This is a genomic window from Streptomyces sp. NPDC059895, assembly GCF_042731035.1.
Lineage (GTDB): Bacteria > Actinomycetota > Actinomycetes > Streptomycetales > Streptomycetaceae > Streptomyces.
Genome location: NZ_JBHWKO010000005.1, coordinates 191,430 through 216,712 on the forward strand (window position 1 = coordinate 191,430; position 25,283 = coordinate 216,712).

Sequence of the window (25,283 nt, forward strand, 5' to 3'; positions counted from 1 at the left end):
ATCAGTGATGCACGCTGGGTGAACGGCTATCGCATTTGCGTCATCGCGGGATCACCGATGATCGCCGGTTCGATCATCGGAGCGGCATCAGATCGCGCAGGAATGTCAGGTCGATCTCTTCCAGCGAGGTCACGACGGTACGGCGGGCGGCCGGGGCGATGGGGGCGACGGAGGGCACGGCGACGACGTGGCAGCCCGCCGCCTCGGCCGCGGCCACGCCGGTGGCGGTGTCCTCGATCACGGCGCACCGGGCCGGGTCCACGCCGAGCCCGGCGGCGGCGAACAGATAGGGGTCGGGGTGCGGCTTGGTGCGCGCGACCTCGTCGCCGGCCACGGTGAGGGCGAAGTGCTGAGCGCCCAGTGAGGTGAGGACGCGGTCGATGATGCGCCGGTGCGAGGCGGAGACGAGGGCCGTGGGGACCTCGTGCTCGGACAGTTCGGCCAGCAGCCGGGCGGCCCCCGGCATCAGCGGCAGGGCGCGTCCGATGCGCTCCTCGAACCCCTTGTTGAGCAGGACGGTGAGGTCGTCGAGCGTGATGTCGGCGCCGGTCGCCTCGATCAGGAATCCCGCGCTGCGGGCCATGGGGCCGCCGACCACGACGTGGCGCCAGGAGTCGTCCAGGGCGTGTCCGAGCCCCGCGAAGACCTCGGCCTCGACGTCCCACCAGAACCCCTCGGTGTCCACCAGGGTGCCGTCCATGTCGAGGAGCACGGCCTGGAGGGCGGAGCCTTCGGCCGTACGGGTTCCTGGGGCGGGAACCGTGCTGGTCATCCGCGTACCTCCTTGAGGGACGAGCAGGCCGGTTCCCGCGGGGGGAACCGGCCTGCAGTGGACCGACAAGTGTACGACGTGCCGGTCCGGTGTGCTGGGTGGGGCGGGCTTCACCGTGTGTGATGCCCCGCGGGGATCACCGTGTGGGAGACCCGGCGGGAGGCACCGTGTGGGAGACCCGGCGGGAGGCACCGTGTGGGAGACCCGGCGGGAGGCACCGTGTGGGAGACCCCCCGGGAGGCACCGTGTGGGAGACCCGGCGGGCGCCATTGTGAGATGCCCGGCGGGGTCACCGTGGGATGCCCGGCGGGGTCACCGTGCGTTGAAGTACTTCGCCTCGGGGTGGTGGATGACGATGGCGTCGGTGGACTGCTCGGGGTGGAGCTGGAACTCCTCCGACAGCCGGACCCCGATCCGCTCCGGCCGGAGCAGCTCGGCGATCTTGGCGCGGTCCTCCAGGTCGGGGCAGGCGCCGTAGCCGAGGGAGAAGCGGGCGCCCCGGTACTTCAGGGCGAACATGTCCTGGATGTCGGCGGGGTCCTCGCCGGCGAAGCCCAGTTCGGAACGCACGCGCGCGTGCCAGTACTCGGCGAGGGCCTCGGCCAGCTGCACGGACAGTCCGTGCAGTTCGAGGTAGTCGCGGTAGGAGTTCGACTCGAAGAGCTTGGCGGTCTCCTCGCCGATGCGGGAGCCGACGGTGACGACCTGGAGGCCGACGACGTCGGTCTCGCCGGACTCCTGCGGGCGGAAGAAGTCGGCGAGGCACAGGCGGCGGCCGCGGCGCTGGCGGGGGAAGGTGAAGCGGGTGCGCTCGTTGCCGTGCTCGTCCAGGAGGATCAGGTCGTCGTCCTTGGACACGCAGGGGAAGTAGCCGTAGACGACGGCGGCCTCGAGGAGGTTGTCGGTCTGGAGCCGGTCCAGCAGGCCGCGCAGGCGCGGCCGGCCCTCGGTCTCGGCGAGTTCCTCGTACGTCGGTCCGTCGCCGGTGCGGGCCTGCTTCAGGCCCCACTGGCCCTTGAAGAGGGCGCCCTCGTCGAGCCAGGAGGCGTACTCCTTGAGCTGGATGCCCTTGATGACGCGGGTGCCCCAGAACGGAGGCTCGGGGACGGGGTTGTCGGTGGCGACGTCGGAGCGGACGTGGCCCTCCTCCGGGCGCTCCTCCACCTCGACCGCGGCGCTCGGGCGGACCCGGCGCTGCTTCAGTTCCGGCAGCTTGGCGCCGGGCACGCCGCGCTTGACGCCGATGAGGGCGTCCATCAGGCGCAGGCCCTCGAAGGCGTCGCGGGCGTAGCGGACCTCGCCCTCGTAGACCTCGTGGAGGTCCTGTTCGACGTAGGCGCGGGTCAGGGCGGCGCCGCCGAGGATGACCGGGTAGTCGGTGGCCATGCCGCGCTGGTTGAGCTCCTCCAGGTTCTCCTTCATGATCACCGTGGACTTGACCAGGAGCCCGGACATGCCGATGACGTCGGCGCGGTGCTCCTCGGCGGCTTCGAGGATCGCGGCGACCGGTTGCTTGATGCCGAGGTTGACGACGTTGTAGCCGTTGTTGGACAGGATGATGTCGACGAGGTTCTTGCCGATGTCGTGGACGTCGCCGCGGACGGTGGCCAGGACGATGGTGCCCTTGCCCTCGGTGTCGGACTTCTCCATGTGCGGTTCGAGGTGGGCGACCGCGGCCTTCATGACCTCGGCGGACTGCAGGACGAACGGCAACTGCATCTGGCCGGAGCCGAAGAGCTCGCCGACGACCTTCATGCCGTCCAGGAGGGTCTCGTTGACGATGTCGAGTGCCGGGCGGCTCAGCAGGGCCTCGTCGAGGTCGGCCTCCAGGCCGTTGCGCTCGCCGTCGATGATGCGGCGCTTGAGGCGCTCCTCCAGCGGCAGGGCGGCGAGTTCCTCGGCCTTGCCGGCCTTCAGGGACTTGGCGGTGGCGCCCTCGAAGAGCTGCATGAGCTTCTGGAGGGGGTCGTAGCCCTCGGCGCGGCGGTCATGGATCAGGTCCAGGGCGGTCTGGACCTCCTCCTCGCTGAAGCGGGCGATGGGCAGGATCTTCGACGCGTGGACGATCGCCGAGTCCAGGCCCGCCTTGACGCATTCGTCGAGGAAGACGGAGTTGAGCAGGATGCGGGCGGCCGGGTTGAGGCCGAAGGAGATGTTCGACAGACCGAGGGTGGTCTGGACGTCGGGATGGCGGCGCTTGAGCTCGCGGATCGCCTCGATGGTGGCGACGCCGTCCTTGCGGGACTCCTCCTGACCGGTGCAGATGGTGAAGGTCAGGGTGTCGATGAGGATGTCCTCCTCGCGGATGCCCCAGTTCCCGGTGAGGTCGTCGATGAGCCGTTCGGCGATCTCGACCTTCTTCTCGGGGGTGCGGGCCTGGCCCTCCTCGTCGATGGTGAGGGCGATCAGCGCGGCGCCGTGCTCCCGGGCCAGCCGGGTGACCTTGGCGAACCGCGAGTCGGGCCCGTCGCCGTCCTCGTAGTTGACGGAGTTGATGACGGCGCGGCCGCCGAGCTTCTCCAGGCCCGCCTCGATGACGTCGACCTCGGTGGAGTCCAGCACGATCGGCAGGGTGGAGGCGGTGGCGAGGCGGCCGGCGAGTTCCTCCATGTCGGTGACGCCGTCGCGGCCGACGTAGTCGACGCAGAGGTCGAGCATGTGCGCGCCCTCGCGGATCTGCTCGCGGGCCATCTCCACGCAGTCGTCCCAGCGGGCCTCCAGCATGGCCTCGCGGAACTTCTTGGAGCCGTTGGCGTTGGTGCGCTCGCCGATGGCCAGGTAGGAGGTGTCCTGGCGGAAGGGGACGGTCTGGTAGAGGGAGGCGGCGCCCGCTTCGGGGCGCGGGCTGCGCTCGACGGGGGCGAGGCCGCGGACGCGCTCGACGACCTGGCGCAGGTGCTCGGGGGTGGTGCCGCAGCAGCCGCCGACCAGGGACAGGCCGTAGTCGCGGACGAAGTTCTCCTGGGCGTCGGCCAGCTCCGGGGCGCTCAGCGGGTAGCTGGCGCCGTCCTTGCCGAGGACCGGCAGGCCCGCGTTGGGCATGCAGGCGAGCGGGATGCGGGCGTTGCGGGCCAGGTAGCGCAGGTGCTCGCTCATCTCGGCGGGGCCGGTGGCGCAGTTCATGCCGATCATGTCGATGCCGAGCGGCTCCAGGGCCGTCAGGGCGGCGCCGATCTCGGAGCCGAGCAGCATGGTGCCGGTCGTCTCGACGGTGACGGAGACGATCAGCGGCACGTCCAGGCCGGCGATCTCGCGGGCGCGGTGGGCGCCGAGCACGGCGGCCTTCGTCTGGAGCAGGTCCTGGGTGGTCTCGACGATGAGCGCGTCGGCGCCGCCGGCGATGAGTCCCTCGGCGTTCTGCTGGTAGGCGTCGCGCAGGGTGCGGTAGGCGACGTGGCCGAGGGTGGGCAGCTTGGTGCCCGGGCCGATCGAGCCCAGCACCCAGCGGGTGCGGCCGTCGCGGCCGGCGAAGGCGTCGGCGGTCTCGCGGGCGATGCGGGCGCCGGCCTCGGACAGCTCGTACACCCGCTCGGGGATGTCGTACTCGGCCATGGCCGCGAAGTTGGCGCCGAAGGTGTTGGTCTCGACGCAGTCCACGCCGGCGTCGTAGTACGCCTCGTGGACGGAGCGGACGATGTCCGGCCGGGTGACGTTGAGGATCTCGTTGCAGCCCTCGAGGTTCTCGAAGTCCTCGAGGGTGGGCTCCTGGGCCTGGAGCATGGTGCCCATGGCTCCGTCGGCCACCACCACCCGGGTGGCGAGGGCCTCGCGGAGCGCGGACACACGGGCCCGGCTGTCGGCGGAAAGGGTCGGCGGCACTGAGGCCATGGAGGGGCTCCCTTGGATGCGACGGCTGTCGGCTTTGCGTCACCTCGGAAAATGCGCGCGGCAAGGCTTCCCGAGGACGGCGCACGCCGCCAGGGTATCCGGGACCGTGGGCTTATGGTTCGGGGCGTCCACGGGACGGACCGGGACGGCGGTCCGGGCCGCCGTGGGACGCACGTGGCGTGAAGAGGTATCGACCGACCGTTGGCGGGAGGTCGGCTTGGACCGGTAGTGTTCGACATTGCCGAACGACGGTGGCGCATGCCGCTCGTGGACAGGCGATGGGGACGGAGGCAGGACGGCGATGGCACGGAACATCCAGTCGCTCGAACGGGCGGCCGCGATGCTGCGGCTGCTCGCGGGCGGCGAGCGACGGCTCGGTCTGTCGGACATCGCCTCGGCTCTGGGCCTGGCCAAGGGCACCGCCCACGGCATCCTGCGCACCCTCCAGCAGGAGGGGTTCGTCGAGCAGGACGAGGCCTCCGGGCGCTACCAGCTGGGCGCGGAGCTGCTGCGCCTGGGCACCACCTACCTCGACGTGCACGAGCTGCGGGCGCGCGCGCTGGTGTGGACGGACGACCTGGCCCGCTCCAGCGGCGAGAGCGTCCATCTGGGGGTGCTGCACCAGCAGGGCGTGCTGGTCGTGCACCACGTCTTCCGGCCCGACGACAGCCGGCAGGTCCTGGAGATCGGGGCCATGCAGCCGCTGCACTCCACGGCCCTGGGCAAGGTGCTGTCCGCCTACGACCCGGTCGCGCACAGCGAGGCACTGGAGGCCGACCGCAAGCCGTTCACCGAGCGCACGGTGTGCGAGCTGGAGGACTTCGAGCAGCTCCTCGACGTCACGCGCGCGCGGGGCTACGCGGCGGACGTGGAGGAGACCTGGGAAGGGGTCGCCTCCATCGCCGCGCCGATCCACGACCGGCGGCGGATGCCGGTGGGCGCGGTGGGCATCACCGGCGCGGTGGAGCGGGTGTGCCGGGAGGGCGAGCTGCGGCCCGAGCTGGTCGCGGCGGTGCGCGACTGCGCCCGCGCGGTGTCGCGGGATCTGGGCGCGGCACGGTTCTGAGCGGCGGGCCGGCGCCGCGGGGCGGATCAGCGCCGCGGGGTGGACCGGCACCGTAGGGCGGACCGGCACCGTAGGGCGGACCGGCACCGTAGGGCGGCCTGCACCGTAGGGCGGCCCGGCGGCCGCCGGTTCACGCGGATGAGCGGACCGGGACGACGGAGGTCGTCCCGGCTTTCGTCATGCCCGGGAGGGCGGGACAGCGAGCCCAGGCGCGGGCGCGGCGGCGGGCACGAGGGATCGCGGCGCATCCCGCCCGGCCCCGGACACCGGCCCCGGACACCGGCCGAGGACCGGCCCAGGACCGACGGTCGACCGGCCGTGGACCGGCCGAGGACCGAGGGTCGACCGGCCGAGGACCGGCCGAGGACCGAGGGTCGACCGGCCGAGGTCCGCCGGTCGACCGGCCGTGCACCGACCCCCGACAGATAACCAATTCCGATCAATAACGATCCCGTTTTGGATAACAGAACTCTTGACGCGCTGTCGCGCCAGGACAAGACTCCCGTCCATCGGTCGGCATTGTCGAACAGCTACCGGCAATACGCGCTAGAGTGTGACAACGCCAAGGGCCGGCATCGCTCTCATCTCGAGGGCACCGGAAACCCCGGAGGGACCCGGGGTTCGGCTTCCCTGGACGAAGGACAAAGGAGTCGCGGGTGTCCAGCTCCGACATCTTCATCGGCGAGACCATCGGTACCGCCATACTCATCCTGCTCGGCGGTGGCGTCTGCGCCGCCGTGACCCTGAAGGCCTCCAAGGCCCGCAACGCCGGCTGGCTGGCCATCGCCTTCGGGTGGGGTTTCGCCGTCCTCACCGCGGTCTACACCTCGGCACCGCTCTCCGGCGCCCACCTGAACCCCGCGGTCACGCTCGGCATCGCGATCAAGGACGGCGACTGGAGCGACGTCCCGGTCTACTGGGCCGGTCAGCTCCTCGGCGCCATGATCGGCGCGGCCCTGGTGTGGGTCGCCTACTACGGCCAGTTCCACGCGCACCTCACCGACCGGGAGATCGTCGGCGGTCCGGGCGCGCAGACCACGGCGGCCAAAGCCGTCGAGGCCCAGGAGAAGGGCGCGGGCCCCGTGCTCGGCGTGTTCTCCACCGGCCCCGAGATCCGCAACGCGGTGCAGAACCTCGCCACGGAGATCATCGGCACCGTGGTGCTGGTGCTCGCCGTCCTCACCCAGGGCCTCAACGACGACGGCAACGGCCTCGGTCCCCTGGGTGCCCTGATCACCGCGCTCGTGGTGGTGTCCATCGGTCTGTCCCTGGGCGGCCCGACCGGCTACGCGATCAACCCGGCCCGTGACCTCGGTCCGCGCATCGTGCACGCCCTGCTCCCCCTGCCGCACAAGGGCGGCTCCGACTGGGGCTACGCCTGGATCCCGGTCGTCGGCCCGCTGGCCGGCGGGGCGATCGCCGCGGGAATCTACAACCTCGCGTTCGCCTAGGACACCCGGTAGGACATCCGGCTGCCGCCGCACGGCGGGCACACGCCGTACGTACCGCCCCTCACCCACGGAACCTTCAGGAGCACACTGTGACCGACGCCCACACCGCCGGCCCGTTCATCGCCGCCATCGACCAGGGCACCACCTCCTCCCGCTGCATCGTCTTCGACCGCGACGGCCGGATCGTCTCCGTCGACCAGAAGGAGCACGAGCAGATCTTCCCCAAGCCGGGCTGGGTGGAGCACGACGCCAACGAGATCTGGACCAACGTCCAGGAGGTCGTCGCCGGGGCCATCGCCAAGGCGGGCATCACCCGCGACGACATCAAGGCCATCGGCATCACCAACCAGCGCGAGACCACTCTGCTGTGGGACCGCCACACCGGTGAGCCCGTCCACCACGCCATCGTCTGGCAGGACACCCGCACCGACGCCCTGTGCAGGGAACTCGGCCGCAACGTCGGCCAGGACCGTTTCCGCCGCGAGACCGGCCTCCCCCTCGCCTCCTACTTCGCCGGCCCGAAGGCCCGCTGGCTGCTGGACAACGTCGAGGGCCTGCGCGAGCGCGCCGAGGCGGGCGACATCCTCTTCGGCACCATGGACAGCTGGGTCATCTGGAACCTGACCGGCGGCGTCGACGGCGGCCGGCACGTCACCGACGTCACCAACGCCTCCCGCACCATGCTGATGAACCTGCACACCCTGGAGTGGGACGCCAAGATAGCCGAGTCCATCGGCGTGCCGCTCGCGATGCTGCCGGAGATCCGCTCCTCCGCCGAGGTGTACGGCGAGGTCAAGGGCGGCAGGCTCGGTGACCTCCTGGGCGGCGTCCCCGTCGCGTCCGCGCTCGGCGACCAGCAGGCCGCCCTGTTCGGCCAGACCTGCTTCGCCGAGGGCGAGGCCAAGTCGACGTACGGCACCGGCACCTTCCTGCTGATGAACACCGGGGGCAAGCCGGTCAACTCCTACAACGGCCTGCTCACCACCGTCGGCTACCGCATCGGCGACGAGAAGCCGGTCTACGCCCTCGAGGGCTCCATCGCGGTCACCGGTTCGCTGGTGCAGTGGATGCGCGACCAGATGGGCCTGATCTCCACCGCCGCCGAGATCGAGACGCTCGCGCTCTCCGTCGAGGACAACGGCGGCGCCTACTTCGTGCCGGCCTTCTCCGGCCTGTTCGCCCCCTACTGGCGCTCCGACGCCCGTGGTGTGATCGCCGGCCTCACCCGGTACGTCACCAAGGCGCACCTCGCGCGCGCCGTCCTGGAGGCGACGGCCTGGCAGACCCGGGAGATCACCGACGCCATGACGAAGGACTCCGGCGTCGAGCTCGCGGCCCTCAAGGTCGACGGCGGCATGACCTCCAACAACCTGTTGATGCAGACCCTCTCGGACTTCCTGGACGCACCCGTGGTGCGTCCGATGGTCGCCGAGACCACCTGTCTCGGCGCCGCCTACGCCGCCGGTCTCGCCGTCGGCTTCTGGACCAGCACCGACGACCTGCGCGCCAACTGGCGCCGGGCCGCCGAGTGGACCCCCCGCATGGACGCGGAGACCCGCGACCGTGAGTACAAGAACTGGCTCAAGGCCGTCGAGCGGACCATGGGCTGGCTCGACGACGAGAGCTGACCGCCGCCGGCTCCAAGGTCCGCGGCCCGCACCCGGCCTCACGGCCGGCAACCGGTTCCCCGGCCGGCTCCGACGAGAGCTCTGATGAGGAGTAAGAACCCGATATGACCAGTCAGTCCACCCTGCAGTCCGTGCCTGCCCTGGGGACGCACCCGGCCTCCGGCTCGAACCCGAGCCGAGCCGAGACCCGGGAGCAGCTCGCCAAGGCGTCGTACGACCTCCTCGTGATCGGCGGCGGCATCCTGGGCATCTCCACCGCCTGGCACGCCGCGCAGTCCGGCCTCAGGGTGGCGCTGGTCGACGCCGGCGACTTCGCCGGCGCCACCTCCTCCGCCTCCTCCAAGCTGCTCCACGGCGGTCTGCGCTACCTGCAGACCGGCGCGGTGAAGCTGGTGGCGGAGAACCACTTCGAGCGCCGTGCGGTCTCCCGCCAGGTGGCCCCCCACCTGGCCAACCCGCTCACGTTCTACCTCCCCGTGTACAAGGGCGGGCCGCACGGCGCGGCGAAACTCGGGGCGGGCGTCTTCGCCTACTCCGCGCTGTCGGCCTTCGGTGACGGCGTGGGGCACCTGCTCTCCCCCGCCAGGGCGCAGCAGGACGTGCCGGAGCTGCGCACCGAGAACCTCAAGGCCGTGGCCGTCTACGGCGACGACCAGATGAACGACGCCCGCATGGCGCTGATGACGGTCCGCGCGGCCGTCGAGGCGGGCGCGGTCGTCCTGAACCACGCCGAGGTCACCGGACTGCGCTTCACCCGGGGCCGGGTCACCGGTGCCGAGCTGCGCGACCGGCTCTCCGGCGACGAGTTCGGCGTCGGTGCCCGGCTCGTGCTCAACGCGACCGGCCCGTGGGTGGACCACCTGCGCAGGATGGAGGACCCGAACGCGGCCCCGTCGATCCGCCTGTCGAAGGGCGCGCACCTCGTCCTGAAGCGCACCTCGCCCTGGAAGGCCGCGCTCGCGACCCCGATCGACAAGTACCGCATCACGTTCGCCCTGCCCTGGGAGGACATGCTGCTGCTGGGCACCACGGACGAGGAGTTCGAGGGCGACCCGGCGGACGTCGCGGTCACCGACAAGGACACGGCGCAGATCCTCGACGAGGCCGCGTTCTCCATCCGTGACCAGCAGCTCGACCGCGACCTGATCACGTACGCCTTCGCGGGTCTGCGGGTGCTGCCGGGCGGCCCCGGCGACACGGCGAAGGCCAAGCGCGAGACCGTGGTGACCGAGGGCAGGGGCGGGATGCTGTCGGTCGCGGGCGGCAAGTGGACGACGTTCCGGCACATCGGCCGGACGGTCATGCAGAAGCTGGAGGCGCTGCCGGGGCATCCGCTCGGTGAGGACTTCGAACCGATCTCCTCCCTGCCGAAGAAGCTGCCGCTGCCGGGGGTCGCCAACCCGCGCGCGGTCGCGCACCGCCTGCTGGTGGACCACCCCGCGCCCGGCCCGCGCATGGCCGCCGACACCGCCCGGCACCTGGCCACGCACTACGGCTCGCTGGCCTTCGACATAGCCCGCCTGGCCAACGAGAACCCGGAGCTGGGCGAGCGCGTCCACCCCGACGCCCCCGAGATCTGGGCGCAGGTCGTGTACGCCCGGGACCACGAGTGGGCCGAGACCGCGGACGACGTGCTGCGCCGCCGGACGACGCTGACGATCCGCGGCCTGGCCACGGACGACGTCCGCGCCAGGGTCCAGGGTCTGCTCGACGAGAAGTGAACGGCTTCGGTGCCGGCCCGCTCCTCCCGACCGGGGCCGGCACCGAGGACCGCCCTCCCCGCACCGGGGCCGGCTCCACGAGCGGCTCGGCTCCACGAGCGGCTCGCTCGCATCCACGAGCGGCTGGGCTCCACGAACGGGCCGGCTCACGAGCGGGACGGTGATCGCAGAACCGGAGGCACTTGCGTGCTCAGCCCCCATAATGACGCCTAGACATCCGATGTCTGGGCGATGAACGACAGGGAGGCCGGTCATGGCAGTCACCGACGAGGCGATCGAGAAGATCAAAGGCATGATCGTCTCCGGTGCGCTGCGTCCCGGGGACCGGCTGCCCAGGGAGAGTGAGCTCGCCGCCGAACTGGGCCTGTCCCGCAACTCCCTGCGGGAGGCGGTGCGGGCGCTGTCGCTGATCCGGATCCTGGACGTGCGGCAGGGCGACGGCACGTACGTGACCAGCCTCGACCCGCAACTGCTGCTGGAGGCGCTGAGCTTCGTCGTCGACTTCCACCGCGACGACACGGTCCTGGAGTTCCTGGCCGTGCGCCGCATCCTGGAGCCGGCCGCGACGGCGATGGCGGCGCTGCGCATCGGCGAGGAGGAACTCGACGCTCTGGGCGCGCAGTTGGACCGGCTCGGCGCCCGGCCGTCGGTGGAGGAACTCGTCGCCTGCGACCTGGAGTTCCACCGGGGCATCGTGTACGGCGCGGGCAACTCGGTGCTGTGTTCCCTGCTCGACGGCCTGTCGGGGCCCACCACCCGGGCCCGGATCTGGCGCGGGCTGACCCAGGAGGACGCGGTCGCCCGCACCCTGCACGAGCACCGGGCGATCCTCGCGGCGCTGCGCGACCGGGACGCGGAGGCGGCGCGGTCGTGGGCGACGGTGCACATCGCGAGTGTGGAGCAGTGGCTGAGGTCGAGCCTGTGAGCGGCTTCGGCAGGGGGGGTGTCCGGGGGTGGGAAGCGGGGCAGTGATCCGTTCACTCCCCCGTGCAAGGGGGCTGCGGGCGCCCCCGCGGGACGCCGTAAGGTTGGGTGGTCAAGCGAGGGCACGTCGGAAGGAGGCACTGGGTGATCGAGCTCGAGGGGGTTCCCGAGCTGATCGACCCGGTCATGGTGGCCGCGTTCGAGGGCTGGAACGATGCCGGCGACGCCGCCTCCACCGCGGTCGCGCATCTGGAGCGGGAGTGGAAGGGCGAGGTCTTCGCGGCGCTGGACGCCGAGGACTACTACGACTTCCAGGTGAACCGCCCCACGGTGTTCATGGAGGCCGGCGTCCGCAAGATCACGTGGCCGACGACAAGGTTGTCGGTGGTACGGGTCGGCGGCGAGAAACCGCGCGACCTGGTGTTGGTCCGCGGCATCGAACCGTCCATGCGCTGGCGCTCGTTCTGCAACGAGCTGCTCGGCTTCGCCCACGAACTGGGCGTGGAGCTGGTGGTCATCCTGGGCGCCCTGCTCGGCGACACCCCGCACACGCGTCCGGTGCCGATCAGCGGGACCACGTCCGACGCGGACCTGGCCCGCCGGATGGACCTGGAGGAGACCAAGTACGAGGGCCCCACGGGCATCGTCGGTGTCCTGCAGGAGGCGTGCACGCACGCGGGGGTGCCAGCGGTCAGCCTCTGGGCGGCCGTACCGCACTACGTCTCGCAGCCGCCCAACCCCAAGGCGACGCTGGCGCTCCTCAACCGTCTGGAGGACCTGATCGACGTGCGCATCCCGCTGGGCGAGCTGCCCGAGGACGCGCGCGCGTGGCAGGTGGGCGTGGACCAGCTGGCCGCCGAGGACAGCGAGGTCGCCGAGTACGTCCAGACGCTGGAGGAGGCGCGGGACACCGCGGAGCTGCCGGAGGCGTCGGGTGAGGCGATCGCCCGGGAGTTCGAGCGGTATCTGCGGCGCCGGGACGGCGGCGGTCCGCCCGCCCCGGGCGAGCGGACCCGGCCGCCGAAGCCGCCGAAGCCGAGCGGGGAGTCCTCCGACGACGACGAATCGTCGGAGGACTAGAGGACTGGCGGAGGACCGGCGGAAGACTGGCGGAGGACTGGACAGGGGCGGTGCGCTTGACGGCGCACCGCCCCTTTTCCTTGCGGCCGCTGCCTCCCGGGACGGGGGTACCCGTCCCGGGACGCGGTCCGACGCGCTAGAGCGCCACGCCCAGCAGTGCGTCCACCGCGCGGGAGACCACACCGGGGGCCGCGGTGTCCGTGCCGCCCCGTTCCTGCTGGAGCGCGGCCCAGCGGTCGACGGCGGCCAGCGCGGCCGGGGCGTCGAGGTCGTCGGCGAGGGCGTCGCGGATCTCCTCCACCAGGGCGTCGGCGGGCGGGCCGTCGGGCCGGGAGACGGCCGCGCGCCAGCGTCCGAGCCGGTCCACGGCGTCCTGGAGCACCTGGTCGGTCCACTCCCAGTCGCTGCGGTAGTGGTGGGCGAGGAGGGTGAGCCGGATCGCCGCGGGGTCGACCCCCTCTCGCCGCAGCCGGGAGACGAAGACGAGGTTGCCCTTGGACTTGGACATCTTCTCGCCGTCCAGGGCGACCATGCCGGCGTGGACGTACGCCTTGGCCATGGGGAACTCGCCGGTGAGGACCTGGGCGTGGGAGGCGCCCATCTCGTGGTGCGGGAAGGCGAGGTCGGAGCCGCCGCCCTGCACGTCGAAGCCCATGCCGAGGTGGTCCAGGGCGATGGCGACGCACTCGATGTGCCAGCCGGGGCGCCCGCGGCCGAGCGAGCCGCCGTCCCAGCTGGGCTCGCCCTCACGGGCCGCCGTCCAGAGCATCGGGTCGAGCGGGTTCTTCTTGCCGGGCCGGTCGGGGTCGCCGCCCCGCTCGGCGGAGAGCAGCCGCATCGCGGCGGCGTCGAGGCGGGAGACCGTGCCGAAGTTCGGGTCGGCCTCCACGGAGAAGTAGACGTCGCCGTCGAGTTCGTAGGCGGCGCCGGCGTCGCGCAGGCGTTCCACGAGCGGCACGATGCCGGGTATGGCCTCGACGGCGCCTATGTAGTGCCGTGGCGGGAGCATCCGCAGGGCGGTCATGTCCTCGCGGAAGAGGGCCGTCTCCCGCTCGGCGAGGGCGACCCAGTCGAGGCCGTCCCGCTGGGCCCGTTCGAGGAGCGGGTCGTCGACGTCGGTGACGTTCTGGACGTAGTGCACCTGCCGCTTGGTGTCCAGCCACACGCGCTGAACGAGGTCGAACGCGTTGTAGGTCGCCGCGTGACCCATGTGGGTCGCGTCGTACGGCGTGATGCCGCAGACGTATATACGGGCGACGGGACCGGGGTCGAGGGTGACCGGGCCGCCGGTCGCGGTGTCGTGGATCCTCAGGTCGCGGCCCTGACCAGGCAGGGCGGGGACCTCGGAAGCGGGCCAGGCATGCATGTCATGAGCGTAACCGGCCGGAAGTTCCGGGTACGAACCGGAGCGGTCCGGTTGGCCGGGAACGCCCTCTTGCGCGTGGGCGGGCGATGTGCAGGAGGCCCTGGGGCGCCCGGGAAGGCGCTCTCGCGGGTGCGCGGGCGATGCGCTGGGCGGTCCTGGGGCACGTGGTGCGGATCACCCCGGGGCCGCGGGACACGCCTCAGACGGGCGGCCAGGGGATCGCCGGCCACTCGCCGCCGGGCTCCGGGTGCCGGCCGGACTCCAGCAGTGCGGCGACCCGCGCGCGCGTGGCGCCGACCTCGGCGGGGGTGAGGAGTGCGGACAGGCCGGTCGCCAGGGCCCCGCCCGGCTCCAGGGCGCCGGCGAGGCCGCCGAGCACCTCGACGGCCTCCTCGGTGAGGGGCTCCCCCGCCCAGCCCCACAGGAGGGTGCGCAGCTTGTCGTCGGCGTGGAAGGTGACGCCGTGGTCGATGCCGTACAGCCGCCCCTCGGCGGTGGTGAGCAGATGGCCGCCCTTGCGGTCGGCGTTGTTGAGGACCGCGTCCAGGACGGCCAGGCGCCGCAGCCGCTCGTCGTCGGCGTGCACCAGCAGCGCGGTCCGGTCCTCGCCGACCTCGGCGAACCCGATCGCCTTCCAGCCGGGCCCGGGCTCCTCCTCGTCGACGAGGGCGAGCAGCCCGTCCTCGGGGGACGCCTCGATCCACAGCTGGCACATGCCCTCGCCGTACGGCCCGTCGCGCAGCACGGTGGGCGGTACGAGCCCCCAGCCGGTCGCCTCGGACACGGCGTACGCGGCGACCTCCCGCCGGGCGAGCGTGCCGTCGGGGAAGTCCCACAGGGGCCGCTCCCCGGCGACCGGCTTGTAGACGCAGGCGGCCTCCCGGCCGTCGTGGGCGACCGTGCAGTACAGGGCGGCGTTGGAGGCGTCACGGATGCGTCCGCGCACGGTCAGCCCGCCGTGGGCGAGCAGTTCCGCGTCCGCGGGGTCGGCGGTCGTCACGCCCCGCGGCGGTATCCGTTCTGGCGCGGACATACGTGTCCTTCCGGGTCGAGCGGCAGGCTGCACAGCGGGCACGGCGGCCGGCCGGCGTTGACGACGTCGAGGGCTCTCTTGGCGAAGGCTCTCGCCTGGGCGCCGGTGAGCCGGACCCGCAGCATCGGGGGCCCGTTCTCCTCGTCCTGGAGCAACCGCTCCTCGGCCTCGGCGAGGTCCTCCTCGGAGTCGGCGTCGAGCTCCACGAGGGCCTGCGCCTCGACGATCATGCGCTGTTCCTCGCCGTCCCAGGCGAGGGCCATGGTGCCGACCCGGAACTCCTCCTCGATCGGTGTGTCGAGGGGGCCGGTGTCGGTGATCTCGGCGGGCGCCATCGCGGGCACGGCGGCGCTCCCGCCGCTACGGCGTACGACCTCGTCCAGCAGTTCGTCCATGCGCTCGGCGAGCGCGGCGACCTGGGTCTTCTCCAGGGCCACGCTGGTCACTCGGGAGCCGGCGGTGGCCTGGAGGAAGAAGGTACGGCGCCCGGGCAGTCCGACCGTACCGGCCACGAAGCGGTCCGGGGGGTCGTAGAGGAACACCTGACGGGACACGTCCTGTCTCCCTGGGAATCGTGGGTACGTGAACGTCCATGCGTGAACGTGCGTATGCGGACCGCTTCACCCTACTGCGGGCGACGATCACGGTGCGCCCGCACCGCCCCCGACCGTCGCCTCCTGCTCCGGGGGCTCCTGGCGCGGGACGAGCGAGGCGAAGTCACCGGTGTCCCCGAGGCGCACCAGAAAGGGGCGCAGGCGGGTGTAACGGATCGCGGTGATGGAACACGGTTCGACGGAGATCCGCTGGAAGAGGTCGAGATGCAGCCCGAGCGCGTCCGCCACGAGCGACTTGATGATGTCGCCGTGCGAGCACATGAGGTAGACGGCGTCGGCGCCGTGGTCGCGCTCCACGCGCGCGTTCCACTCGCGCACCGCCTCGGCGGCGCGGGTCTGCATGGCCCGCATGGACTCCCCGCCGGGGAAGGCGGCCGCGGAGGGGTGCGTCTGGACGACCTCCATCAGCGGCTCGTCCTTCAGCTCGGCGAGCTTGCGCCCCGACCAGTCGCCGTAGTCGCACTCGCCGATGCGTTCGTCGGTGTGCACGGGCAGTCCGGGGCGGGCCTCCAGCAGGGGCCGGAGGGTCTCCCGGCAGCGTTGCAGGGGGCTCGTGACGACCTCGGCGATCGGCAGCTCCGCCAGCCGCCCGGGCAGCGCGGCGGCCTGGGCGGCGCCCCGCTCGTCGAGGGCGACGCCGGGTGTCCGGCCGGCGAGCACTGCGGAGGTGTTGGCGGTGGACCGTCCGTGCCGGACGAGGATCAGCGTGGGCATGCCGCCCAGGGTAGGCGTACACCCGGGGGCACCGAGGAACGGCCGAAAGGGGAACGCACTCCGTGATCGTCGACTGCGCCATCTACCGGGACGGGCACCGCGCCGAGGGCCCGCATGACTTCTCCGACGCGCTCGACGAGGCGCGTGCCGGGGGCGGCTTCGTCTGGATCGGGCTGCACGAGCCCACCGAGAAGGAGTTCGACCACGTCACGCGCGAGTTCTCACTGCACCCGCTGGCCGTGGAGGACGCCCTCAAGGCCCACCAGCGGCCCAAGCTGGAGGTGTACGACGACTCGCTGTTCCTGGTGCTGAAGCCGGTGGTGTACGAGCCGCGGAGCGACACCGTCTCCTCCGGGGAGATCATGGTCTTCCTCGGCGACTCCTTCGTGGTGACCGTCCGGCACGGCCAGGGCTCTCCGCTGGCGGTCGTGCGGCAGCGGCTGGAGAAGGAGCCCGAGCTGCTCGCGAAGGGCCCCACCTCCGTCCTGTACGCGATCGCCGACGCGACCGTCGACCACTACCTGGACGTGGCGACCGAGCTCCAGACCGATCTGGAGGAGCTGGAGGCGGAGGTGTTCTCCCCGGACGGCGGCGGCTCGCGGCACACCGCGTCCCGGATCTACACCTTCAAGCGGCAGGTCCTGGAGTTCCGCCGGGCGACCGGCCCGCTGGCACCGCCCCTGACCCGGCTCGCGGACACCGGGTCGGTCGGCTCGGCGCTGCCCTTCGTCAACGACAAGGCGCGGCCGTTCTTCCGGGACGTCGGCGACCACCTCGCGCGCGTGAACGAGTCCGTGGAGGGCCTGGACCGGCTGGTGTCGGACATCCTGTCGGCGCACCTGGCACAGATGAGCGTCCGGCAGAACGACGACATGCGGAAGATCTCGGCGTGGGCGGCCATGGCCGCGGTCCCGACCATGATCGCGGGGATCTACGGGATGAACTTCGCGCACATGCCGGAGCTGGGCTGGGAGTGGTCGTATCCGGCGGTGATCGCGGTCATGGCGGCCCTGGAGGTGCTGCTGTACCGGCTGTTCAAGCACAGGGGGTGGATGTAGCGGGCTCCCGCGCGCGGGGGCCGGTTCGGCGAGGCCGGGTTCGGCGGGGAGTCGACTGGGGCCGCCGGTTCGACTGGGCCGGTTCGACTGGGCCGGTTCGACTGGGGCCGGTTCAGTGGTCCTTGCTCCGGCCGGCGCCGGATCGTAGCGGGCTCCCGCGCGCGTGGGCCCGTTCCGGCCCGCGTTGGGGCAGGTTCCGGCTCAGGCGAGTCCGGGGGCGGTGGTCTCCGGTCCGCCGAGGGCGTCGCGGCGTGCGGGCATCGTCAGGGACACCATCCGCCGCCAGCCCGCGCACCGCTCCCAGGCGTAGACGGCGTGGATGCCGGCCGCGAGGAGGGCCGCCCTGGGCCGGGACCAGTTGAGGATGCGGCCCATGTGGGCCATGACGGCGAGGCTGGCGTCGCGGTGGACGCGGATCTCGGCGAGGGCGCTCTCGCGCAGCGTCCGCTGGACGGCGCGGCCGTGTCCGGCGCGCGCGAAGCGCAGCAGTTCCTCGTGGCAGTAGGCGAGGTGGTTGTCCTCGTCGTCGGAGATCATCCTCACCGCGCGGCCGATGTCGGGGCGGTCGGCGAAGTGTCTGCGCAGCAGCTCCATCTGCTCGGAGGCGCGCTGCTCGGTGACCCTGCTGTGGGCGAGGTAGGTGACGATGTCCTGGACGGTCAGCGGCCGGTCGGCCCTGAGGGAACGAGTCAAATGCGGCGCGGGGCGGGGTGCACCAGGGGGTGTCGGACGACTCCGCCGAACGGAGGACCCGCGCGGTCGCCCACCGCGGGCGTGACCGGGCGCGTCGCGGCGCGTTGTTCCCCACGACGGCCGTGGCGGGAAAGATCCCCGAGCCCCCACCACGGCCGCTGAACATTTCTCCGGGGCCCGTTCTGGCGTGTGACGGCCCCCTCCCCCCTACGCCAGGCCGGCGAGTTCCAGCGCCTGGGCGCCGGCCCGCAGCGAGGCGAGGCGCTCGTCGAGGGTGAAGCCCGCGGGGGCGAGGGTGAGGGTGGTGACGCCGGCCGCCGCGTAGGCCTTCATCCTGTCGGCGATCCGCTCGACCGAGCCCAGCAGCGTAGTCCGGTCGATCAGCTCGTGCGGGACGGCGGCCGCGGCGGCCTCCTTGTCGCCGGACAGGTACAGGTCCTGGATCTCGGCGGCGGCCTGCTCGTAGCCCATGCGGCGGGCGAGCTGGTTGTAGAAGTTCTGCTTGCGGCTGCCCATGCCGCCGACGTACAGCGCGGTGTAGGGGCGGAAGGTGTCGGCGAGCCGCTCGACGTCGTCGTCGGAGCCGACGGCGAGGGGCAGCGTCGGGCAGATGTCGAAGCCCTCCAGCGTCTTCCCGGCCTTCTCGCGCCCGGCCCGCAGGTGCTTGACCGCGGTGTCCTCGAGGTGGTCGGCGGACGGGAAGATCAGCAGGGCGCCGTCGGCGATCTCGCCGGTCTGCTCCAGGTTCTTCGGTCCGATGGCCGCGATGTACAGCGGGATGTGCTCGCGCTGCGGGTGCACGGTCAGCTTGATCGGCTTGCCCGGGCCGCCCGGCAGCGGAAGCGTCCAGTGCTCGCCCTCGTACGACAGGCGCTCCCGGGTCATCGCCTTGCGGACGATCTCCACGTACTCGCGGGTGCGGGACAGCGGCTTGTCGAACGTCACGCCGTACCAGCCCTCGGAGACCTGCGGGCCGGAGACGCCGAGGCCGAGGCGGAAACGGCCGCCGGAGAGGGAGTCGAGGGTGGCGGCGGTCATCGCGGTCATCGCGGGCTGCCGGGCCGGGATCTGGAAGATGGCGGAGCCGACGTCGATCCGCTCGGTCTGGGCGGCGACCCAGCTGAGCACGGTGGCCGCGTCGGAGCCGTAGGCCTCGGCGGCCCAGCACACGGCGTATCCGAGCCGGTCGGCCTCCTGGGCCACGGCCAGGTTGTCCGCGTCCATTCCGGCACCCCAGTAGCCGAGGTTGATCCCGAGCTGCATGGCCGATTCCCCTTACTGATCAGTAACGACGCTGTTCCGCTGACAGTAGCGCGCGGGCCGCCGTCGAGGGGAGGGCGGTGCGGCGAGGGGCGCGTCGGACCGATCAGGTCCTTGGCCTGCCCGAAACGGGACCGGGACCGCCCGGGATTCGGTTGTCCACAGGCAACCCACTGCCCAGTTCTGGCCAGTAATCTCGGCGTTCATGGAGCAGAGGCATCTCGGCCGCACCGGCCTGCGTGTGTCCCGCGTCGGGCTCGGCACCCTGACCTGGGGGCGCGACACCGACGAGCACGACGCCGCGGACCTCTTGAAAACGTTCTGGGAGGCGGGCGGGAGCCTCGTCGACACGGCCGACGCGTACGGCGACGGAGAGGCCGAGTATCTGCTGGGACGGCTCATGGAGCGCCTGGTTCCGCGCCGCGATCTGATCATCTCCACGAAGGCGGGCAGCGTCCCCGACCCGGAACGCCGTTTCGACGGCTCGCGCGGCCACCTCCTCGCCGCCCTGGACGCCTCCCTCGCCCGGCTGGGCACCGACCACGTCGACGTGTGGCATGTGCACGCCTTCGACTCCTCCACGCCGCTGGAGGAGACCCTCCAGGCCCTCGACATAGCGGTCGCCAGCGGCCGTGCCCGCTACGCCGGGGTCTCCAACTTCTGCGGCTGGCAGCTCGCCAAGGCCGCCACCTGGCAGCTCGCCGCACCGGGCGCCCGCACCCGGCTGGCCAGCACGCAGATGGAGTACTCGCTGCTCCAGCGGGGTGTGGAGCGCGAGGTGCTGCCGGCCGCGCTGGACCTCGGCATCGGTCTGCTGCCCTCCTCGCCGCTGGGCCGGGGCGTCCTCACCGGCAAGTACCGGGGCGACGCGCTGCCTCCGGACTCGCGCGGCGCCTCCGACCACTTCGCGCCCTTCGTCGAGCCGTACCTGGACGACACCGCGAGCCGCATCGTGGACGCGGTGACGACCGCGGCGGACGGGCTCGCGGTGACCCCGCTCCAGGTCGCCCTGGCCTGGATCCGCGACCGGCCCGGCGTGACCGCCCCGATCGTGGGCCCGCGCACCGCGCAGCAGCTCACGGCCGCGCTGTCAGTGGAGGCGCTTAGTCTTCCTGACGAGATCTGCCGGGCGCTCGACGACGTGTCGGCGCCCGTGCACCGCTATCCCGATCACGACTGGAGCACGCTGTGAGCACGGAGCCGGAGCCCCCCGAGACGACGGAGAACACCGGGCCGGGGACCCCGGACGACGCCACACCCACCGACGGCACACCCGCCGACGGAACGGCGGCCGACGACACCGCCTCCCCGCAGACGCCGGAGCGGACCGGGCGCGGGCCCTCCGCGGTCGGGGACGGCGGGGAAGGCGGAACCGGGCCGGGCGCGGGCGCCGAGGGCGGCTCCGAGGCGGACGACGGCGACGGCGACGGCACCCCGGGCGCCGAAGGCGGAGCCGGCGGCAGCGGTACGGCTGACGCCGAGGGCGAAGACGGCGGCAGCCGCACCACGGACTCCGAGCCCGGAGAGGCCGGCGGTACGACGGACTCCGAGGGCGCGGCCGGCGACGGTACGCCGGGCGCCGGGACCGGCGACGGCGGCAGCCGCACGGCGGACTCCGGGCCCGGCGACGGCGTCGACTCGGGGTCGCTCTCCGAGGCCGAGGCCGAACTGGCCGCGCAGAAACTGGAGCGGGAGCGGATCGAGCGGCGCAAGGCCGAGAAGGCGCCGATCGACAGCGGCGCCAAGCTCAGCGGGAAGGCCGCCGACCTGCTCGCGGCCGTCAGGGCCGTGGAGAGCGGCGCGAAGCCCGCCGCCACCGGGTTCGGTGAACCCGCGCCCGCCCCGCGCCGCCCGGCCCCGGAGCCCGAGCGGCGACCGCAGCCGGTGGTCGCGGAGCCCGCCGCCGCGGCCTCGGCGCCCGCACCGGAGACGGTCGAGGCCGTCCGACGCGTCCTGGCCGGCGGCGGCGCGCCCGAGGCGCTGGCGCCGCAGGTCGCCTCCGCCCTCGGCGAGGGCGCGGAGCAGGCACTGGGCGAGGATCCCTGGCAGTTGCTGCGCGTCCCCGGGGTACGGCCCGAGCAGGCCGACGGTTTCGCGCGGGCGCTGCTCGGCGCCGACTGCGCCCCGGACGACGAGCGGCGGGGCCGCGCGGTGACGGTGTGGCTGCTGGAGCAGGCCGCCCTGGCCGGGCACACCGCCCTGGAACTGCCGACGCTGACGGCCGCGCTCGCCCAGCGGGGCGTGCCGGACGCGGACGCGGCGGTGCAGAGCACCCTCGCGGAGGGCGAGGCCCTCGCCTTCCAGGACGCCCTGGAGGAGCCCGGCGCCGCCTCGGCCGGTGCGAAACGCGCCGGGGAGACACCGCAGGAGCAGGCCGGGGAGGACGAGGAGGACGAGGAGGAGGCGCGCCCGGTCCGGGTCCTGGTCGGCCTGGAGCGGTACGCGCTCGCCGAGGAGAGCCTCGCCGACGGCCTCGCACGGGTGGTCAACTCCCCGCCCAAGGAAGCCTCGGCCGGCTGGGAGCCGGCCGCTGGCGCGGCCCGCGGCAGCGCCGCCGAACTGATCCGCGCGGTCGCCGCCCACGGGCTGGTGCTGCACACCGGCGGGGAGGCCGCCCGCGCGGAGACCGCGGCCCTGCTCACCGCCGCCCGGGGCCTCGGTCTGCGTGCCGTGGCCGCCTGCCACGCACCGGACGGACGGCACCGGCTCGCCTCCCTCGTGGACGAGGGGGACGGCGCCGTGGTCACCCTGTCCGGTCTGCTCTCCGGTGCCGAGGGACCCGGCCGGGACACCGACGGCGCGCTCGCGGTGGACCTGCTGATCCTGCTGGACGCGCCGCAACTGGACGTGGAGAGCGCCGCGATGGCGGTGGAGTCGCTGCCGGACGCGGCCCGGCTCGTGCTCAGCGGGGATCCGGCCCTGCTGTGGTCGGCCGGGCCCGGCCGGGTCTTCGCCGACCTGCTCGCCGCGCGCGCCTGTCCGCAGGTGGCCTCGCGCACCCCCGACCCGGGCCCGCTCGGCGAGCTGGTCTCCGGGATCGGTGTCGGCGAGCTGAGCCGGGTCGACGCGCCCGGCAAGGAGATCGTGATCGTCCCGGTGCGGGACGCGGGCGAGGCCGTGCACCGGACCGTGCAGCTCGTCGCGGACTCGGTGCCGCGGGCCTTCAGGATCTCCCCCGAGCAGACGGTGGTGATCACCCCGGGCCACGGGGGCGCGGCCGGAACGCGCGCGCTCAACGCCGCCCTCAAGGAGCGCTTCAACCCGGGTCCCGGCCGCTTCGGCGGGTTCGATCCCGGTGACCGGATCGCCTACTCCCCCGCGCCGGGCCGCACGGTTCCGGGCCAGGTGGTGAAGGCCGACGCGGACGGGCTGCACCTGTCCTTGGCGGGCGCGTCCGTGGTCGTACCGCGCGAGCGGGTGGAGCAGTCCGTGCGGCACGGCTGGGCGCTGACGGCCCATCAGGCGGTGGGCGCCCGATGGCCGGCGGCGGTCGTGGTGCTGCCCGGGGACGCCTCGCGGACCCTCTCCCGGCCCTGGGTGTACACGGCCTTCGGGCGGGCGGAGCGCCATCTGTCCGTGGTCCACGGGGTCGAGCAGGCCCTGCCCCGAGCGGTCGCCGAGGTTCCGGCGAAGCCCCGCACCACCCGGCTGTCCGCCCTGCTGCGCACCCAGGTGCCTGCGGCCGGCTGACCGGCCGGGCCCAGCGAACGGCGGCGGTGGCGGGGCGATCCCCTCGCCACCGCCGCTCGTCCGCCCACCGACCGCCGGCCGGCGGCCGCCGGCCGGAGCGGCCCGGCTACCGGTCCGCTCGGCTACCGGTCCAAACGGCCCGCGCGGCCGATCCGCCCCGCACGATCCGCGTCCACCGGCCCCGGATCCTCGCCCTCACCGTCTTCACCGTCCTCATCCAGATCGGTGTCCGGGTCGGTGTCCAGATCGGCGTCGAGATCGTCGTCTACGTCGTCCACCGTGTCCTCGATGTCCTCAACGTCCTCGACGTCCTCGACGTCCTCGACGTCACCGGTGTCCTCGATGCCGTCGGCTGCCCCGAGGTCGTCGAGGTCGTCGTCGAACACCGCGCTCACGTCGAAGCGGCAGACCACCCGCTGCGGGTCGAGCTGCTCGAAGGGCGCCTCCAGCCATTCGCCCGGCTCGGGCGGTTCCTCCGCGGCCACCACCCACAGCGTGGAGTCGCCCTCCTCCAGGCCGAACTCCTTGTGCCGCGAGGCGATCTCGTCCGGTTCGAACTCCCCGAACAGCAAACCCAGCGCCCCGTGGACGGTGCCGGAGGCCCGGCTGTCCGCGTCGGCGCCGCCGGTGTACTCCGCCGCCTCGACCCGCTCGGCCTGCACCAGCAGCCGCTGCTGATCGGCCACGGCGTAGTCGCGGCGGATCAGCACGCTGAGCGCGTTCGGTTCCTCCGGACCCGCGTACGGCGGCAGCGAGTCGTCCGCGGCGGGAATCTCGAAGGGGGTGACCTCGTCGTAGCGGTCGTAGAGCAGTTCGTCGTACGTCTCCGCGGCCGCGGCCAGCTGGTTGAACGCCTCGTAGACGGCCGGGTCGTCCTCCCCCGTCCTGCGTTCGACCGCGGCCAGGTGGCGGTCGAGCGCGGTCTTGACCGCCTCGGCGGCGGCGCGTACCTCGGCAGCGGTGGGCTGCGCAGCATCAGACATAGAGCAGACGCTATCCGTACCGAGCCCCAGCCCGCACAATAGATGCGATGCCGGAATACGAATTTGTCGACGTGTACGTACCGCGCGGGGTCTCCCGCAAGGAGGCGACACGTCTGCTGACGGACCATGCCGAGTACGGACACTGGGAGTTGCACCGCCTGAGCCTGCTGCGCGACGGCAGCCGCAGGGTGCGCTTGCGCCGCCGGATCATCCGCCAGGCGCGTGCCACGTGGTGAGCTGAACAAGACGGAGACGGAGCGGGCCCCGTGGCGGCGGGGCCCGCTCCGTCGTGGAAGGCGCCCGAGGCGCGGGGCCGGTTACGCCGAGGCGCGTGCCTTGCGGTAGAGCACCGCGCCCGCGAGCAGGGTGCCCGCGCCGACCGGCAGGGCGAGTCCCAGGGGCAGCTCGCTGCCGGTGTGCGCGAGCTGCGCGGAGTGGACGGGCTGCGCGGCGTGGGCGGGCTGCCGCGCCGACGCGTGCCCGGCCGGGGTGACCCGTTCCGGGGTGGACGGCGCGCCCTGGGGTCCGACCGGGATGGAGTCGGCCGGCTTGCCGGGGGTCTGGGTGCCGGGGTTGCCGGGGGTCTGGTCGCCGGGAGGCGTGCCGTAGTCGTTGCCGGTGGGGGCGCTGTCGTCGGCGCAGTCGTTGCCCGTCGTCGGGTTGAGGGCGCCGATGACGTCGACGCTGTTGCCGCAGACGTTCACCGGCACATGGATCGGCGCCTCGACGTGGTTGCCGGAGGCGACGCCGGGCGAGTGGGCGGTGTGACCGCCCGCGTGTGCGCCGCCGGAGCCACTGTGCGCCCCGGAGCCGCCCTGGCCGCCGCCATGGCCGCCGCCCTGGCCGCTGTGCCGACCCCCGCCGTGCTGGCCGCCGCCGTGCTCTCCGCCGCCCACGTGCCGGCCCCCGCCGCCGTGGCCGGCGCTCCGGTTGGCGCAGGAGTTGCCGACGGCCGGGTTGAGGATGCCGACGACGTCGACGGTGTTGCCGCAGACGTTCACCGGCACGTCCACCGGCGCCTGGACCGTGTTGCCCGACAGGACGCCGGGCGAGTTGGACGTGGACCCGTGTGCGCCGGAGTCGGCGTGGGCGTAGCCGCCGGCGGCGGCGATCACCCCCGTCGCCGCCGCAACGGTCATCAGGCTCTTGCGGGTGACCTGTCGCATTGCTGAGTCCCTGCTTTCGATCTCGTCCCGAATTGCTCGCATCATTCCAGGTACGCGATTGACTCGGGTTCTTCGACTTCTTCGACTTCTTCGGCTTCTTCGGCTTTTCCTTCGACGTCCGCGTGAAGGGACGCCAAAAGACCGGTCGGGGGCCGCGCGGCGGGGGGGGGGGCCGCGGCCCCCCCGGGGGGGGCCCCCCCCCCGCGGGGCGGCGCGGGGTGTGGGAGGGGGTTTGC

General features: G+C 72.9%; 19 protein-coding genes and 1 pseudogene. 10 read left to right on the forward strand and 10 right to left on the reverse strand.

Features of this window, described 5'->3' with window-relative positions; all coding sequences use genetic code 11:
- Positions 1 to 73: 73 nt before the first annotated feature.
- Together ACFV9M_RS08330 and metH are read right to left on the reverse strand one after the other, a co-directional pair.
- Complete coding sequence (locus ACFV9M_RS08330; protein WP_385066974.1) at positions 74 to 772, reverse strand: HAD family hydrolase; 699 nt, start codon at positions 770 to 772, stop codon at positions 74 to 76.
- Positions 773 to 1,084: 312 nt separating this feature from the next.
- Positions 1,085 to 4,600 (reverse strand): methionine synthase, encoded by a 3,516-nt coding sequence (gene metH, locus ACFV9M_RS08335; protein WP_385066971.1) that lies wholly within the window; start codon positions 4,598 to 4,600, stop codon positions 1,085 to 1,087.
- A gap of 301 nt (positions 4,601 to 4,901) precedes the next feature.
- On the opposite strand from metH, the gene ACFV9M_RS08340 reads away from it, so the two are divergent.
- From ACFV9M_RS08340 to ACFV9M_RS08365, 6 genes are all read left to right on the forward strand, one after another.
- Entirely contained in the window at positions 4,902 to 5,666 is a 765-nt protein-coding gene (locus ACFV9M_RS08340) for an IclR family transcriptional regulator (RefSeq protein WP_385066968.1), read from the forward strand.
- Positions 5,667 to 6,322: 656 nt separating this feature from the next.
- Complete coding sequence (locus ACFV9M_RS08345; protein WP_385066966.1) at positions 6,323 to 7,117, forward strand: MIP/aquaporin family protein; 795 nt, start codon at positions 6,323 to 6,325, stop codon at positions 7,115 to 7,117.
- Positions 7,118 to 7,206: 89 nt separating this feature from the next.
- Entirely contained in the window at positions 7,207 to 8,745 is a 1,539-nt protein-coding gene (glpK, locus tag ACFV9M_RS08350) for a glycerol kinase GlpK (RefSeq protein ID WP_385066963.1), read from the forward strand.
- 104 nt (positions 8,746 to 8,849) lie between these two features.
- Positions 8,850 to 10,466 (forward strand): FAD-dependent oxidoreductase, encoded by a 1,617-nt coding sequence (locus tag ACFV9M_RS08355; protein ID WP_385066960.1) that lies wholly within the window; start codon positions 8,850 to 8,852, stop codon positions 10,464 to 10,466.
- Between the two features lie 253 nt (positions 10,467 to 10,719).
- Positions 10,720 to 11,391 (forward strand): FadR/GntR family transcriptional regulator, encoded by a 672-nt coding sequence (locus tag ACFV9M_RS08360; RefSeq protein WP_385066957.1) that lies wholly within the window; start codon positions 10,720 to 10,722, stop codon positions 11,389 to 11,391.
- A gap of 143 nt (positions 11,392 to 11,534) precedes the next feature.
- On the forward strand, positions 11,535 to 12,470 hold the full coding sequence (locus tag ACFV9M_RS08365; RefSeq protein WP_385066954.1) for a PAC2 family protein: 936 nt from the start codon (positions 11,535 to 11,537) through the stop codon (positions 12,468 to 12,470).
- Between the two features lie 136 nt (positions 12,471 to 12,606).
- Here the strand turns inward: ACFV9M_RS08365 and mshC are convergent, their stop codons facing one another.
- The 4 genes from mshC to ACFV9M_RS08385 form a co-directional block, all read right to left on the reverse strand.
- Positions 12,607 to 13,836, reverse strand: coding sequence for a cysteine--1-D-myo-inosityl 2-amino-2-deoxy-alpha-D-glucopyranoside ligase (mshC, locus tag ACFV9M_RS08370; RefSeq protein ID WP_385066951.1), 1,230 nt, complete (start codon positions 13,834 to 13,836; stop codon positions 12,607 to 12,609).
- 199 nt (positions 13,837 to 14,035) lie between these two features.
- Positions 14,036 to 14,869: an SCO1664 family protein gene (locus tag ACFV9M_RS08375; protein WP_385066948.1), complete on the reverse strand. Its 834-nt coding sequence runs from the start codon at positions 14,867 to 14,869 to the stop codon at positions 14,036 to 14,038.
- Positions 14,833 to 15,423, reverse strand: a complete 591-nt coding sequence (locus ACFV9M_RS08380) for a DUF3090 domain-containing protein (protein ID WP_385066945.1) — start codon at positions 15,421 to 15,423, stop codon at positions 14,833 to 14,835. The genes ACFV9M_RS08375 and ACFV9M_RS08380 overlap by 37 nt, the downstream gene beginning before the upstream one ends.
- An 87-nt stretch (positions 15,424 to 15,510) precedes the next feature.
- On the reverse strand, positions 15,511 to 16,197 hold the full coding sequence (locus ACFV9M_RS08385; protein WP_385066943.1) for a histidine phosphatase family protein: 687 nt from the start codon (positions 16,195 to 16,197) through the stop codon (positions 15,511 to 15,513).
- Between the two features lie 62 nt (positions 16,198 to 16,259).
- Here ACFV9M_RS08385 and corA point away from each other — a divergent pair, with 62 nt between their 5' ends.
- Entirely contained in the window at positions 16,260 to 17,255 is a 996-nt protein-coding gene (corA, locus tag ACFV9M_RS08390) for a magnesium/cobalt transporter CorA (protein WP_385066941.1), read from the forward strand.
- 201 nt (positions 17,256 to 17,456) lie between these two features.
- On the opposite strand, the pseudogene ACFV9M_RS08395 reads toward corA, so the two are convergent.
- Together ACFV9M_RS08395 and ACFV9M_RS08400 are read right to left on the reverse strand one after the other, a co-directional pair.
- A pseudogene (locus tag ACFV9M_RS08395) lies at positions 17,457 to 17,936 on the reverse strand (ferritin-like domain-containing protein); the annotation flags it as partial.
- Between the two features lie 219 nt (positions 17,937 to 18,155).
- Positions 18,156 to 19,211 carry an LLM class F420-dependent oxidoreductase gene (locus ACFV9M_RS08400; RefSeq protein ID WP_385066938.1) on the reverse strand — a complete coding sequence of 352 codons (1,056 nt, stop codon included), beginning with the start codon at positions 19,209 to 19,211 and terminating at the stop codon, positions 18,156 to 18,158.
- Between the two features lie 202 nt (positions 19,212 to 19,413).
- Here ACFV9M_RS08400 and ACFV9M_RS08405 point away from each other — a divergent pair, with 202 nt between their 5' ends.
- Positions 19,414 to 20,400, forward strand: coding sequence for an aldo/keto reductase (locus ACFV9M_RS08405; protein WP_385066935.1), 987 nt, complete (start codon positions 19,414 to 19,416; stop codon positions 20,398 to 20,400).
- Positions 20,397 to 22,898: a helix-hairpin-helix domain-containing protein gene (locus tag ACFV9M_RS08410; RefSeq protein ID WP_385066932.1), complete on the forward strand. Its 2,502-nt coding sequence runs from the start codon at positions 20,397 to 20,399 to the stop codon at positions 22,896 to 22,898. The genes ACFV9M_RS08405 and ACFV9M_RS08410 overlap by 4 nt, the downstream gene beginning before the upstream one ends.
- Positions 22,899 to 23,020: 122 nt before the next feature.
- Here ACFV9M_RS08410 and ACFV9M_RS08415 read toward each other — a convergent pair whose 3' ends face one another.
- Positions 23,021 to 23,881, reverse strand: a complete 861-nt coding sequence (locus tag ACFV9M_RS08415; RefSeq protein WP_385066929.1) for a hypothetical protein — start codon at positions 23,879 to 23,881, stop codon at positions 23,021 to 23,023.
- Positions 23,882 to 23,928: 47 nt separating this feature from the next.
- Here ACFV9M_RS08415 and ACFV9M_RS08420 point away from each other — a divergent pair, with 47 nt between their 5' ends.
- On the forward strand, positions 23,929 to 24,117 hold the full coding sequence (locus ACFV9M_RS08420) for a DUF5703 family protein (RefSeq protein ID WP_385066927.1): 189 nt from the start codon (positions 23,929 to 23,931) through the stop codon (positions 24,115 to 24,117).
- Positions 24,118 to 24,198: 81 nt separating this feature from the next.
- On the opposite strand, the gene ACFV9M_RS08425 is transcribed toward ACFV9M_RS08420, so the two are convergent.
- Positions 24,199 to 25,047 carry a chaplin gene (locus ACFV9M_RS08425; RefSeq protein ID WP_385066924.1) on the reverse strand — a complete coding sequence of 283 codons (849 nt, stop codon included), beginning with the start codon at positions 25,045 to 25,047 and terminating at the stop codon, positions 24,199 to 24,201.
- Positions 25,048 to 25,283: the final 236 nt, after the last annotated feature.

Excerpts from the sequence above, each read along its gene's own strand:
- ACFV9M_RS08415 (WP_385066929.1), bottom strand. The coding sequence starts at position 23,881 with ATGTCTGATGCTGCGCAGCCCACCGCTGCCGAGGTACGCGCCGCCGCC.
- mshC (WP_385066951.1), bottom strand. The coding sequence starts at position 13,836 with ATGCATGCCTGGCCCGCTTCCGAGGTCCCCGCCCTGCCTGGTCAGGGC.
- ACFV9M_RS08355 (WP_385066960.1), top strand. The coding sequence starts at position 8,850 with ATGACCAGTCAGTCCACCCTGCAGTCCGTGCCTGCCCTGGGGACGCAC.
- ACFV9M_RS08405 (WP_385066935.1), top strand. The coding sequence starts at position 19,414 with ATGGAGCAGAGGCATCTCGGCCGCACCGGCCTGCGTGTGTCCCGCGTC.
- ACFV9M_RS08420 (WP_385066927.1), top strand. The coding sequence starts at position 23,929 with ATGCCGGAATACGAATTTGTCGACGTGTACGTACCGCGCGGGGTCTCC.
- metH (WP_385066971.1), bottom strand. The coding sequence starts at position 4,600 with ATGGCCTCAGTGCCGCCGACCCTTTCCGCCGACAGCCGGGCCCGTGTG.
- ACFV9M_RS08330 (WP_385066974.1), bottom strand. The coding sequence starts at position 772 with ATGACCAGCACGGTTCCCGCCCCAGGAACCCGTACGGCCGAAGGCTCC.
- ACFV9M_RS08400 (WP_385066938.1), bottom strand. The coding sequence starts at position 19,211 with ATGCAGCTCGGGATCAACCTCGGCTACTGGGGTGCCGGAATGGACGCG.
- ACFV9M_RS08340 (WP_385066968.1), top strand. The coding sequence starts at position 4,902 with ATGGCACGGAACATCCAGTCGCTCGAACGGGCGGCCGCGATGCTGCGG.
- ACFV9M_RS08375 (WP_385066948.1), bottom strand. The coding sequence starts at position 14,869 with ATGTCCGCGCCAGAACGGATACCGCCGCGGGGCGTGACGACCGCCGAC.
- ACFV9M_RS08360 (WP_385066957.1), top strand. The coding sequence starts at position 10,720 with ATGGCAGTCACCGACGAGGCGATCGAGAAGATCAAAGGCATGATCGTC.
- ACFV9M_RS08385 (WP_385066943.1), bottom strand. The coding sequence starts at position 16,197 with ATGCCCACGCTGATCCTCGTCCGGCACGGACGGTCCACCGCCAACACC.
- ACFV9M_RS08425 (WP_385066924.1), bottom strand. The coding sequence starts at position 25,047 with ATGCGACAGGTCACCCGCAAGAGCCTGATGACCGTTGCGGCGGCGACG.